This is a genomic window from Amycolatopsis sp. GA6-003 (assembly GCF_046267895.1).
In the GTDB taxonomy this organism is placed as follows: Bacteria; Actinomycetota; Actinomycetes; order Mycobacteriales; family Pseudonocardiaceae; genus Amycolatopsis.
The window spans coordinates 7598070-7610409 of the sequence record NZ_CP176499.1 but is presented as its reverse complement, the minus strand read 5'-3'; the positions used below and the strand labels follow the sequence as shown (position 1 = coordinate 7610409).

Annotated in this window: 11 protein-coding genes; 3 read left to right on the top strand and 8 right to left on the bottom strand. The window is 68.5% G+C overall.

Features of this window, described 5'->3' with window-relative positions:
• Positions 1-103: 103 nt before the first annotated feature.
• From F9C12_RS34505 to F9C12_RS34495, 3 genes are all read right to left on the bottom strand, one after another.
• Positions 104-523 (bottom strand): SCO4402 family protein, encoded by a 420-nt coding sequence (locus tag F9C12_RS34505; RefSeq protein ID WP_409463204.1) that lies wholly within the window; start codon positions 521-523, stop codon positions 104-106.
• Positions 490-999 (bottom strand): hypothetical protein, encoded by a 510-nt coding sequence (locus tag F9C12_RS34500; protein ID WP_409463203.1) that lies wholly within the window; start codon positions 997-999, stop codon positions 490-492. The genes F9C12_RS34505 and F9C12_RS34500 overlap by 34 nt, the downstream gene beginning before the upstream one ends.
• A 193-nt stretch (positions 1000-1192) precedes the next feature.
• A complete protein-coding gene (locus tag F9C12_RS34495) occupies positions 1193-1558 on the bottom strand; it encodes a hypothetical protein (RefSeq protein ID WP_409463202.1) in 366 nt (121 codons plus the stop codon).
• Between the two features lie 1780 nt (positions 1559-3338).
• Here F9C12_RS34495 and F9C12_RS34490 point away from each other — a divergent pair.
• Positions 3339-4109 carry a hypothetical protein gene (locus F9C12_RS34490; protein ID WP_409463201.1) on the top strand — a complete coding sequence of 257 codons (771 nt, stop codon included), beginning with the start codon at positions 3339-3341 and terminating at the stop codon, positions 4107-4109.
• 156 nt (positions 4110-4265) lie between these two features.
• On the top strand, positions 4266-4454 hold the full coding sequence (locus tag F9C12_RS34485) for a hypothetical protein (protein WP_409463200.1): 189 nt from the start codon (positions 4266-4268) through the stop codon (positions 4452-4454).
• Positions 4455-5434: 980 nt separating this feature from the next.
• On the opposite strand, the gene F9C12_RS34480 is transcribed toward F9C12_RS34485, so the two are convergent.
• The gene (locus F9C12_RS34480; RefSeq protein ID WP_409463199.1) at positions 5435-5860 is read right to left on the bottom strand and encodes an FCD domain-containing protein; all 426 of its coding nucleotides are present in this window, start codon (positions 5858-5860) and stop codon (positions 5435-5437) included.
• A gap of 60 nt (positions 5861-5920) precedes the next feature.
• On the opposite strand from F9C12_RS34480, the gene F9C12_RS34475 reads away from it, so the two are divergent.
• A complete protein-coding gene (locus tag F9C12_RS34475; RefSeq protein WP_409463198.1) occupies positions 5921-6082 on the top strand; it encodes a hypothetical protein in 162 nt (53 codons plus the stop codon).
• 299 nt (positions 6083-6381) lie between these two features.
• Here the strand turns inward: F9C12_RS34475 and F9C12_RS34470 are convergent, their stop codons facing one another.
• The 4 genes from F9C12_RS34470 to F9C12_RS34455 all read right to left on the bottom strand — a co-directional run bounded on the left by F9C12_RS34470 (position 6382) and on the right by F9C12_RS34455 (position 12300).
• Positions 6382-8760 (bottom strand): alpha/beta fold hydrolase, encoded by a 2379-nt coding sequence (locus tag F9C12_RS34470; protein ID WP_409463197.1) that lies wholly within the window; start codon positions 8758-8760, stop codon positions 6382-6384.
• 167 nt (positions 8761-8927) lie between these two features.
• On the bottom strand, positions 8928-10148 hold the full coding sequence (locus F9C12_RS34465; RefSeq protein WP_409463196.1) for an NADH:flavin oxidoreductase: 1221 nt from the start codon (positions 10146-10148) through the stop codon (positions 8928-8930).
• A complete protein-coding gene (locus tag F9C12_RS34460; protein ID WP_409463195.1) occupies positions 10148-10948 on the bottom strand; it encodes an SDR family NAD(P)-dependent oxidoreductase in 801 nt (266 codons plus the stop codon). The genes F9C12_RS34465 and F9C12_RS34460 overlap by 1 nt, the downstream gene beginning before the upstream one ends.
• On the bottom strand, positions 10945-12300 hold the full coding sequence (locus tag F9C12_RS34455; RefSeq protein ID WP_409463194.1) for a flavin-containing monooxygenase: 1356 nt from the start codon (positions 12298-12300) through the stop codon (positions 10945-10947). Before F9C12_RS34455 ends, F9C12_RS34460 begins: the two co-directional genes overlap by 4 nt.
• Positions 12301-12340: the final 40 nt, after the last annotated feature.

Here is a 12340-nt window from a genome sequence, read left to right as displayed (position 1 = left end):
ACCGTCCTGGTTAGGAGGATGCAGTCGCAGCGAGCATCACGCTCCTCGACCCCGCATGCCCGCGCACGACTTGCTCGAGGACCTCCTCGACGGGCAGAATTTCTCAATAACCGAACGCTCCATCATTTCTTTCCATTATTTCGCGCACAGCCTTCGCGCGCCGAACAACTTCCGGCCACTGTGCACTGTTGAGGTACTCGGCGTCGGGGACGTCCCCGAGTTCGTCGATCAGCGGGCCGAGAATTTCACCGAGCTGCGCGAGAGGTACTTCCTCGTCGGCGTAGATCAATTCTCCGACGCAGCCCGGAGCAGGGGAGGGAAGTATCGGCGAGTCGTCGAAGAGAGCGTGCACTGCCAAGTCGAATTCATCGTAGTAATCCGGGTGCGGGAGTTCGTGTCGGATCCACACTCGTTCCTGGTACGCACGGTCCGACAAGCTGACGATCACGGAGACGATCTGCGTCCTGATACCAGGGAAGCGAACTTCTTTCATGGCCGATTCCAGTACCTCCACGTAATCCACTCATCGAGCGGAATATGAGCCTGCTCCCAAACATCAGTCACTTTTGTTCCCGGCGGGAAAACTTCGCCTCCCCGTCCGATGATCTTGCCGTTCTCGGTGACTCTAACATGATCGACCTGCTGCGAGGGATACTTGTGCGCCGGGTTTCCCTTGTCGATCCTGAGGGTCGTCCCCTTAGGGTTCGCCGGATCGAACCACCGCGTGCCGACACCCTTTTGGTTCGGAATTCCCTCACCCCAGTGGCCGGGGACGTTCTTCAGCTTGCTCTGGTCGATCCACGAACTGGCCCCCTTGCTGCCCGGTCCGGCTACCTTTCCGAGCCCCTTCGCGAGGCAGCCCAAGCCGCCGCCGAGGACCGGCCCGTTTTCGGGCCCGACAACGACCTTCCCGGGGTAGCGGCTGCTCTGCACAGTCAAGGCGTAGCCGCAGGTCCGCGGATCGAACTTGCAGTAAGCCTTCAGATAGAAGGCCGGCAAGTCTTGTCGTCAAGACTCGGCTTGCCAATGAAGTAGTCGATATTCTCGATCCATCGATCGAATCCAGCTGCGAAAGCGGTTCACGAGCCGACACCCAACCCCTCCGGGCAAGGCGATGCCGTTGAGGTAGCAGACTCCGTCCGCCGTGATCAGCTGCGTTCCGTTTTCATAGGTCGCGGCATCGACATATTCTTCATCGGCCGCTGACGCGGTTTGCGCTTTCGACGCGATGCCGGTCGAGAAAATACTGCGCGGCACGCGCGGCCGCCTCTCCTGCCTTCACCGCGTCCTGGCCGGCTTCGACAGCAGCACGCCGAGCCACCCGCGCCGCATCGGCTGCCGCAACGGCAGAGGCCCGAGCCCAAGCGGCCGAGGTCCTCGCGGCAGCGGCGGAAGCCTCCGCAGCGCGGGCTGCTTGCTGAGCGGTGGCCGAGGCGTCGCGCGCGACCTTGGCCGACGTGACGGCGTTCTTGGCCGATTCCTGCGCCTCGCGAGCCGATCGGCCCGCCGCCTCGGCGTAGCCGGCGGCGGCCGACGCGTGCCGTTCGGCCCGCGCCACGTACCCGGCCGCCTCGGCGGCGGCGTTGCGAACCAGTGCGGCAGCTTTTGCCGCGTTTGCGGCGGCTTCCTGCGCTTGCTGCGCGGCTTCGGACCTGTTCCGTGGCCCACTCGCCGTCCGGGTGGGTGGTCGTGCCGAGACCGTGGACGTAACGGCTGCCGACCTCCCACACGAACAACACATAGATCCGGTTCAGGGTGAGTGCACAGTCGACCTGGAAGAAGTCGCAGGCCAGCATCGTCGAGCCCTGTGTGCGCAGAAACTGCCGCCAGGTCGCGTCGTTCTGCCGGTCCGGCGCGGGAGGTATCCGCGCCCGCTTCAGGACCCGCCGGTTCGTCGAAGAAACGACCCGGTGTCCGAGCTTGAGCAGCTCACCTTGAATCCTCTTATACCCCCAGTGCTGGTTCTCAGTGGCCATCCCGTTCGATCAACTCGGTGAGCGCCTCACCAACAGACGGACGACCCGCTCGGTGCAAACTGACGCACTCCAGGAGCGCCGCCTCGTCGATTGACCTTCTCCCGGTCATCCAGCGGAATCTACGCGACGAACTAGATTTGGGTTGGAATCATGTAAGATGGAAGTCGCGTTCGAAGATGTTTGCGGAGTTCCCCCATTGCTGGAAGGGCCCCGGTGCATAGCGCACTAGTTCGATCTGGCCGCCCTGTGTCGTGCTCGCTTCCACGACCACGTCTTCCACGCCGTCGTAGGGCGAAGCGCGGACTCTGGCTCGGCCAACGCGACCCGGTATCCACGAGTCGAGACGGCCCAGATGAACGTGGACCCCGGCCTCGTCGGCGACGTGGTCGCCCCGTCCCCGATTGGCTCGGGGTCCAGGTAGCCGTCGAACCGCTGCGGGCCGCGCACCACCAGTTCCCCCCTCGGCCGCGTCGATCTGAAACTCCAGGTGCGGGTACAACTCGCCGATTGGGACGGCTCCGTTGGACATGGTCGGCCAATCCTGTCGCCGCTTAGGGAGCCGGTAGGCGGTCATGGCAACGGTGACTTCGGTCGGCCCCTACAAGTTCTCCACCCGCTGCTGGGTGCTGCGTCGCTCCACACGGCCGCCTGGCCGAGCGTGAGCTGCTCACCGGCGAACAGGCTGAAGTGCAGCGACGGCATACTCCCGGGAGTCAACAGAAACATCTGTGTATGGCGGCAACCCGGGCCCAGTGCGTAGCGGCGGATCTTGAACTCGATTAACGGGTCTAAGTTCCCGTGGCGAATTGGCACACCCTTGGGGACAGCCCGTGGAGCCGGAGGTGAAGAGCAGGTAAGCAAGGTCGTCTGGTGCCGCCGTCTAACCCGGGACGCCCTCGCGCACCTGTTCACAGCGCGGCACAGGCCGCAAGTCGACCCGCGGCCGCAGCACCGGGATCGCGCTTCCACTTAGGCAGTCAGTCTCGGCGTCCGTGTCCGCCACGGTGCAGTTCAGATCCGCCGAGCTTGCGATCTCGGCCAGACGCTCTGCGGGGTGTGCCGGATCCAGGGCACAACGACACCACCGGTACGCAGGATGGCGAGGTAAGCGGCGTAAGTCCCAGCAACCGGTATGCGGGATGAGCGGCTCTTGGCGGATCAGCCGTACGCGAATCGAGAATCTTGACTCCAATAGACATCCAAGTGCGGTTCGCGGCGCTCAGGCCTGCCGGCGTGCTTGCCCAGGTTCGACCTGACACTCCATGAAGCCGCCGACTCGGGGGCCTGGTACTGCCGCAGATGTCTGCGGAAACGGGGAAATTACTCAGGCACCGACGATCAGGCACCGATAATCTGGGCACTGTGAAGGTTTCGCACGGTGTAGTGCTGCTCGGTTGCGCGGCCTTGGTCGCGTCCTTCTGGCTCAAGCCTTCGGTCGCGGGTAACGCCGAGACGGACCGGCAGTCGGACACGCTCACCGACGCGATCGGCTATCCGCGCCAGGCGGACGCCGCCGGGTTCGCCCGCGCCGCGCTCGCCACGCCGCTGGGGCGCAGCAACGGCTTCGGCGTCCTGGAGATCACGGATCTGCCCCACGACGACCCCCGGGATCCGATGGCCCGGCTGGTCTGGCGGATCCACCACGAGGTGCCGGACACGGACTGGAACGTCGGCTCGGCTACCTTCGACGCCTGCTACCGCGTCGAGTTCGACTCCTACGGAACGTCCTCGGGACCATCGCGGATCACCTGCCCGGCCAATGCCGTCGCGGTCACCCCGCCGCCGTTGCCGAGGCGGGACATCCCGCCCGGGTTCGCCCCGGCGCTCGAGGCCGTCCTGGGGCGCCTGCCGGCCACGGCCAGCCCTCAGGAGGTCCGCGCGGCGCTGACTTCAGGGATGCCCGCGCCCCCGGTGGATCCCGGGACCCACCTGGCCGGGGTCCCGCCGGAGGTCTTCGTTCAGGTTCAGGGGTCCGACGTCGGCGTGGCACTGTTCGCCCGGACGGGCGTAGAGGACACGGACTGCATGATGGGCCGCCGGGCCGGCGGCAAGGTGCGAGTGTGGTCGCTCAGCGCTCGCGATCAGCGGATGGAGCTTCCGTGCAGCGCCGAAGCAGCTCTGGCCGCTCCCTAGCAGGCGCCGCACGGCTCAGTCCACTCAGATGACTCAGCCCGAGGCAATCGGTTCGTCCGTGGCTGGTGCGCCCTCGCCGCATCAGCCAGCCGTCCGCCCGGATGACGACGCATCGATGCCGACACCCATTCCGGTCCGCAGAAGGAGCCGCGGCCGTTGTCCGAGTCGGCCGAAGACTCTCGGGAGAAGCTCGACTTCTGCCTCGCGGCTGGCCGGATCCTCGTCGCGCTTCAAGAGACGACGGTGACCGGCAACCTGCTGACGTCTTCCCCGCGCGTGCCCGGGATACGCGAGCTGGCCCACGTTGAAACGCACGTCATCGACGTGCTCCTCACTCGAACTTAGCTTCGCATCTTCGATCCTCTCAACCGACGGCTGAACACCAACCTCCCTCGTCACCCCAGGTTCCAGACAACACGTCCACGCCGGGAGGCAATACGGATCGACATGAACGCGTAATGCGCATTCATGCGAATTCTCCTGGAGCAGATATGGTTCCGACGACGCCAGCCACGCACCGTTCCCCATATGCGTCGACGGAACACGAAATACCGCAGGTTCACGATCAATGGAAAATCCTATAGTATTTCTATCGCCCAGTCAGTTCCGTTTAGGTATTCCCATTACTCGTCGCCGAGAATGTGAATAGTTCTGAATGCTGCCTCTTGAACGAAGTTCGCATAGTCCGGTCGAGCGTCGATCGGGTTGGCCGCCCGGAACAAGAGTTCTTTGTGATCGACGGTCAGTACCGTACCGATGTCTCGCTCGACAGCATCCCAGGAGCAACCCGGCTTAACCTGGCCAGTCATTGAGCGACGTGAACTATATCGCCGATCGCTCAGCGTCCGCGAGCCGACTCATGAGTTCCTTGGTTCACTGGTCCGCCGTCCCTATCAGTAGCAGAAAAAGTTCCATGTCCTCGTACTTGGAATCGTCGGGGGTCGAGCCGGATTCCGGTGCGGGGTCGACTCTGGGGGCGGGTTTGTTGAGTTCTGCTTCTTTGTCGACGACGATAGGTCTCTGGCCCTCCGCCGACCAGAGCGAGTGCGCGGCATTCGATGAGGCCGCGGACGTACGCGGAGGTTGGTGGCGACGCGGCGGGCGACGGCAGCGTCCTTGACGATCCGGACGGTGGCGGAGATGGCGTCGGGGATTTGGGAGAGGACGGTTTCGCGGCCCGATCGCCTGCGAGCCCTTGCTCCCATGCGGCACCATCGCCAGTCAGCGAAGCCAACGGCCCGAAAACCGATCCCCGGCACCATGCCGCAACAGTCCCCAAATTGCCGCGTCAGCGGCTGGCTTCCCGCGCGGCGGCGCTGACGGTTTCATTGTTGGGGTTCGTCGGCTGCCCCCCGGATCACCAGTTGCGCGGTGTGCGCGATGTGGTCGCGCAGCAGCTCGCACGCCTTGTCGGCCTCTCGTGCGATCGCGGCGTTCAGCAGGGCCCGGTGCTCTGCGGCGACATCGCGGTCGGGCTCCTGGCCGAAGGACACCGACCACTGCAGATACAGCTCCGCCTCCTCGCGCAGTCCGCGCGCTGTGGCCAGCAGCCGTCGGTTCGGGCAGCCGGCCAGCAGTGCCTGGTGGAACGCCGTGTGTGCGGCCGACCACGCGTCGCTGGGATGATCGACATCGTCGTCGCCGAGAAACGGGGTGCGTTCGAGCACGTGATGCGCGGCCACGGCCTGCGATTCCCAGTGCATCTCGCCGTGCAGCACCGAAAGCCGCAGCACGTGCGACTCGATCTCCACTCGTGCGTAGGTGAGGTCGGCCAGATCTTCGTGCGACAGCGGGATCACCCGGTACCCCTGGTGCGGCTGGCTCTGGACCAGCCCCTCGCCGCCGACAAAACCTGGCTGGAATGGCTCGACGGAGACCACTGCCTCTACAACCCCTCGCTCGAGCAGCACACCGTTGTCGCCGACTGGTTCGCCGACCGGCTGAAACCCGGAAGCCCGGCGACCGGCCAGTGAAGGATCATTAACCCGGACGTGCCGACGAGCCTGAAACTCCCTGCTTCTGCCCTGTCTCTGCCAGTCGCCGATTCTCCGGCTGCGGCATTTACCGCCGCGGATTCGCCAGAACGCTTGAACGAATGCGCGTTCCACTGTCCATTGTGGTCGTTGGCGAGCCCGAGACTTCGCGCCGACTGCCGCGGGATGATCGCCGCCCTCGGTGAATTCGATGGGAAAGCGGAGCCATCAGCCGGTCGAGTCGACGTATCGGGCGTAGTGCGCCTCCGTGCTCGACATCGGCTGGTCACGGCGCTCGGCTACGTCGGCCTCGTGCGGGTGAGCGAGTTGGCGAAGGCCAGGGTGGCGGCGGCGAAGCGGGCGGGTGATTCGACCGCTGGGCAGTGGCCGGCGCCTTCGACGGTGACGAGCCGGCTGCCGGGGACGGCGTCGAGGATCTGCTGGGCGGATTGCGGGGCGGAGAGGCGGTCTCGGGTTCCCCAGATCAGCAGCAGTGGGTGGCGCACGCGGTCGAGGTGGCAGGCGTCGCGCAGTTCGCGCAGGACCAGTTGGGCGGTGCCGAGGTAGCGGCCGAAGTTCGTGCTGAAGAAACCGGTGTAGGCGTTGAGGAACTCGGGGGTGACGGCGCCGCGGTCGGCGACGGCGATCGAGGTCCAGAAGGCCGCGATGAGCCTGCGGCGGACGCGGTCGGGCAGCAGCCGGATCGGGGCCAGTGGCCAGCGCGGGAGGCGGGCGCCGAGGGCGTGCAGTGCGGTCGCGGCGAGGCCGGCCGGCGGGGCGGCGACGACGCCGAGCAGTTCTTCGGGTGCGCGTTCGGCCAGCCGGAGGGCCAGCGTGCCGCCCGTCGAGTGGCCGACGACCACGGCCGCGCCGGTTTCGGCGAGCAGCTCGTCGAGGAACTTGTCGAGTTGCGGCAGGGCCGGGCCGGGGCGCAGCGGGTCGGCGTGGCCGAAGCCGGGGAGGTCGACGGCGATCGCGCGCCGCCCGGCTGCGGCGAGGTGGGCGAAGACGGGTCGCCAGAAGTCGGCGCAGTCGGTGACGCCGTGCACGAACAGCAGGGCGGGCCCGGTCCCGGCCAATTCGAGCAGGCGGGTGCGGGCGCCGGCGACGGTGACGGTTCGTTCGGCGATCGTGGTGCCTGCTTTCGGGGTGAGGATGTGGTGTTCCGGCCGGAAATGGCGGGTGCGGGCGTCGAATCGCCAGGAGAAGTCCGGCCACAGGGTGCTGTTGCGGCCGGTGCGGTCGAGGTACCAGCTTTCGCATCCGCCCTGGAGCCAGACCGAGCCCGCGCTCCGCGTCTGGATGTCGGCGGTGTAGGCGGCCTGTGCCTCGGGCCGGGGTTCGATGGTCGCGGCCGAGCGCAATGCCCGCAGGGACGCGAGGACGTAGTCGATCTGCGACTCGGCCATCAGCACCACGGAGGTGGTGAGGTTGCCGGTGTTCGGGCCGAGCAGCAGGAACAGGTTGGGGAACCCGCTGACCGTGGTGCCGAGGTAGGCGTTGGGGCTGCCGTTCCACGCCTCGTCGAGGGTGCGGCCGTCGCGGCCGCGGATGAAGTGCTGGTGCGGCGCGTCGGTGACGTGGAAGCCGGTGGCGTAGACGATGACGTCGACGTCGCGTTCGGTGCCGTCGGCGGCGACGATCGAGTGCGGCCGGATCTCGGCGATGCCGTCGGTGATCAGGTCCACGGTGGAACAGGTGAACGCCGGGTAGTAGTCGTTGGAGGGGGTGGGGCGCTTGCAGCCCAGCCGGTAGTCGGGAGTGAGCTTGCGGCGCAGTTCCGGGTCGCGGATCTGCCGGCGCAGGTGCGCGCCGACCACGCCTTCCATGGCCTTGGCCTGCCGGCGCGAGCGGGTCCAGGCGCGCACGTACAGTTCGCGCTGGTAGTACACGCCGGCGCGAGGAAGTCGTTGCGCGAACGGGGCCATCCGGTAGAGGGCGCGTTCGAGGCGGCTGGTGCGGCGCCCGGTGTGGGGTGGCACCCATGCGGCGGAGCGCTGGTAGACGTCCAGCCTTCCGGCGATCTTGGCTGCCTCGGGCACGATCTGCACGGCCGTCGCGCCGGTGCCGATGACAGCCACCCGCTTGCCGGTCAGGTCGACGTCGTGATCCCAGCGTGCGGAGTGGAACGCCGGGCCGGCGAACGTGTCCTTGCCGGGGAAATCGGGGATCTTCGGCGCGGACAGCGGTCCCATCGCGCCGATCAGGCAGGTCGCGGTGTACTCGCCGGAGCTGGTGGCGATCCGCCACCGCTGCTCGGTCTCGTCCCAATGGGCGCCGGTGACGTCGGTGCCGAACCGGAGGTGGCCGAGCAGGTGCTCGCGTTCGGCGAGGCGGCGCAGGTAGGCGTGGATCTCGGGCTGGCGGGCGTAGGTTTCGGTCCAGTCCGGGTTGGGGGCGAAGGCGAACGAGTACAGCCGCGACGGGGTGTCGCAGCGGCAGCCGGGGTAGGTGTTGGCGAACCAGGTACCGCCGACGTCGGTGGCGCGCTCGAGCACCGCGAAGTCGTGGATGCCGTCGCGTTTGAGCCGGATCGCCATGCCCAGCCCGGAAAACCCGGCGCCGACGATCAGCGTGTGGAAGTGGCGCCGCTCGTCCGGGATGGCCGAGGGGTTGCGGCGCGGCCCGAGCTTGGCGCCGAAGATCGTGGTGGGGACCGGGTTCCTGGGCGTGGTCATGTGCTGGCTCATTTCTGGGTCGCGGCGAGGTACGCGGTGCGCAGGAACGATCGGCCGGCAAGCCTGCCCGGGTGCCCAGCTGCTCGCTCATCGCCGCCTTGGCAATGCGGTTGGGCAGCGCGGTTGGGCAGAGTGAACTTCTCCCCGAGCATGCGCGGCCCCCTCGGCTAACGGGGAACGACGATCTGCGACGCGGCGGCCTTGGCGAGCGTGGCGATCGCGCGCAGCGCGGTGCCGTAGCCGGCCCGCACCTGCGGGGCGCGTCCGGCCGCGATCCGGTGGAACTGGTGGTTGTGGACCGCCAGCTGCACATAGCCGTCGATCGGGCGGTAGCCGGTCGGCTTCGGGCCGGGGGGCAGCAGCGGCTCGGGCTCGCCGGCCAGCAGCCGCGCCGGGTAGTCGGGCACGAACGCCATCGGCCGGGCGAGGCCGACGACGTCGATCCCGTCGGCGACGAGCCTTTCCATCGCCGCCCGCGTGCGCAGCCCGCCGGTGAGCATCAGCGGGATCGCCGCGCCGGCGCGGACCTTCTCGGCGTAGCGGGCGAAATACGCCTCCCCGTCGGCACGGCGGCCGGGATGGTGCACGCCCTCCATGGCCGGTTCGGCGTAGGTGCCGCCGGAGATCTCCAGCAGGTCGATTCCCTCGTCGGCCAGCGCGCGGGCCACGTCCAGCGACTCGGCCTCGGACAGCCCGCCCCGCTGGAAATCGGCCGAGTTCAGCTTCACCGACACCGGCGTCTCCGGGCCGGCCGCGGCGCGGGTGGCGGCGACGATCTCCAGCAGCAGACGGCGGCGCCCCGCGGCGTCGGCGCCGTAGTGATCGGTGCGCGTGTTGGCGAGCGGGGACAGGAACTGCGACAGCAGGAATCCGTGTGCGGCGTGGATCTGCACCCCGTCGAACCCGGCCGCGACGGCCAGCTCGGCGGTCCGGGCGTAGCGGGCGATCAGCTGCCGGATGTCGGTCCCGGACAGCTCGCGCGGCTTGCGCAGGTTGAACCCGGGCACCGGTTCGCGGGTCGCCGAGGGCGCCACCGGCCGCCGGTTCGCCGGCACGGTGCCGACCCGCCCGGGGTGGTTGACCTGCATCCAGATCCGCGCGCCAGTGGCGTGCACGGTGTCGGTCCAGGCACGGAACTCGCCCAGCGCCCGGTCGTCGTCGAGGATGACGTTGCGCGGCTCGACCAGGCTGCGCCGGTCGACCATGACGTTGCCGGTGATCAGCAGGCCCGCGCCGCTGCGTGCCCAGACGGCGTACAGCCGGCGCAGCGCGTCGGTCGGCGTGCCGTCGCGCGCGGCGAGCTGTTCGCTCGTCCCGGCCTTGGCGATCCGGTTCGGCAGCACCGCGCCACAGGGAAGTTTTACTTGCTGGGAAAGGGTTTCCGACATCACTTCACCTTCTTGTACACGGTGCGCAGGATCGGCCCGGCCAGCCCGCGCGGGCCGTACAGGCCGCCGACGGTCTGCACTTTCGCGAACGCGCCGGGCACTACCCGGCGCTTGTCCTGGGCCAGCCCCTCGACGGCCAGTTCCGCGGCGCGTTCGGCGGTCACCCACAGCGGGCCCGGCACGAGCTTGTCGACGCCGGGTGCGTCCGCGACCGCGGTGAACTCAGTGCGCACCGGTCCGGGCGCGAGCAACGTGCAGCCGACCCCGGTGCCCTTCAGCTCCGCGTGCAGCGACTCGGCGAAGGTGTTGGCGAACGCCTTGCTCGCCGCGTAGGTGGCATTGCGCGGGCTCGGCTGATTGCCCGCGGTCGAGCCGGTGATCAGGATTCCGCCCGCCTTGCGCTCCAGCATCCCGGGCAGCACGGCCAGCGTCAGGTCCTGCACCGCCGTCGCGTTCAGCTCCAGCTGCTCCCGCTCCCGCGCCGGGTCCAAAGCGGACAGCAGGCCGTAGGTGGCGAACCCGGCGTTGTTGCACAGCACGGAGACGTCCCGCTCGGCCAGTTCGGCGGCCAGCTCCGCCCGCTCGCCCCGGTCGGCCAGGTCGCGGGCCCGCACCTCGACCTCGACCCGGCAGCTTTCGGACAGCTTTTCGGCCAGGGCCTTGAGCCGGCCCTCGCGGCGGGCCACCAGGACGAGGGCGTGGCCGCGGCGGGCGAGCGACTCGGCGAGCGCCTCGCCGATGCCGGACGACGCGCCGGTGATCACCGCCCGGGTGCGGGGCGTGGGCGGGGGCAGGCTCATGCGACCTTCTCCTCGATCTCGCGGAGCGCTGACGGGACGGGGGCGGCGGCGCGGCGCGCGCTCCAGCCGGCGAGCCCGCCGCCCAGCAGCCGGGCCCGGCGGGCATGGCCGCGCACCACCCGGCGCAGCAGCCGGAGCCGGGCTAGCAGCTCGGCGTTCCCGGCCAGGATCGAGCTGCGGGCCGGGACCCGGCGGGCGACCAAAGCGGACAGCGGGACCGGGAACATCCGCTGCGCCGGAGCGATCTCGGCGAGCACGTCCGCCCCGAGCGAGATCATCTTTCCGGCGCCGGAGCGGGGCGCGACCAAGCCGAAGACGTAGATGTTGGCGTAGCCGGGAACCAGCGAGTGCTCCAGCAGCAGAGGCTGTCCGTGCTCCCAGACGAACATCGACTCGTCCAGGAACGGGAAGCGGGTGCGGAAACCGGTCGCCCACACGATGGTGTCGTACTCGCCCGAACTGCCGTCCACGAAGTGCACGGTGCGGCCGTCGAACCGGGCGATCTGCTTGCGCGGCCGGATTTTCCCGTGCCGCAGGTGGTACATCAGCGTCGAGTTGACGGTGACGTCCTTGGCGAACAGCTTGTGGTCCGGCTTCTCCAGCCCGTAGCGGCGGTAGTCGCCGTGGGACAGCCACAGCAGCACCCGGAACGCGGCCCGCTGCACCGGCAGCGGCACCCGCGCGCGGTCCCACTCGGAGCTGGGGATCCCGAAGATCGTCTTCGGGATGAACCAGTACCCGCGGCGCATCGAGATGTCCGCGCGGCCGAAGGTCGCCGCGGCCTCCACCGCGAGGTCGCTGGCCGAGTTGCCGCCGCCGACGACCAGGACCCGGCCGCCCTCGCCGAAGTCGGCCGGGCGCCGGTAGTCCTTGGAATGCAGCTGTTTCCCGGCGAACGTGCCTGGATGCGCCGGGATGTTGCGCTCCCAGTAGTGGCCGTTGGCGACCACGACCCCGGCGTACTCGCGGACCTCGCCGCCGGACAGCGTCACCCGCCAGCCCGCCATCCCGGTGCGGTCCACCGGTTCCGCCCGGACGACCTCGGTGTCGAACTCGATGTTCTCGCGCAGCCCGAAGCGGTCGACGTAGTCGTTGAGGTAGGCCAGCATCTGCGCCCGGCTCGGGAACGTCGGATAGCCCGCGGGCATCGGGTGCTCGACGTACTGGGTCGAGTCCTTCGAACTGATCAGATGCGTGGAGTCGTAGACCCCGTGCGCCCAGTTGCCGCCGACGTGGCCGGTCGCCTCGAAGTGGTCGTACCCGATCCCCGCCTGCGCGAACGCCCGGGCCAGCCCATTGCCCGCGTATCCGGCGCCGATGATGCAGAACCTGCCTGAGGCCCCTGTCGCCATGCCCGCCTCCTCCGTGAAAGCTTCACTACTGTAGCTACAC

What these genes read in the sequence shown, in the direction of transcription:
- F9C12_RS34460 (WP_409463195.1), bottom strand. Translation starts at nt 10,948, where the DNA reads ATGAGCCTGCCCCCGCCCACGCCCCGCACCCGGGCGGTGATCACCGGC.
- F9C12_RS34455 (WP_409463194.1), bottom strand. Translation starts at nt 12,300, where the DNA reads ATGGCGACAGGGGCCTCAGGCAGGTTCTGCATCATCGGCGCCGGATAC.
- F9C12_RS34465 (WP_409463196.1), bottom strand. Translation starts at nt 10,148, where the DNA reads ATGTCGGAAACCCTTTCCCAGCAAGTAAAACTTCCCTGTGGCGCGGTG.
- F9C12_RS34470 (WP_409463197.1), bottom strand. Translation starts at nt 8,760, where the DNA reads ATGACCACGCCCAGGAACCCGGTCCCCACCACGATCTTCGGCGCCAAG.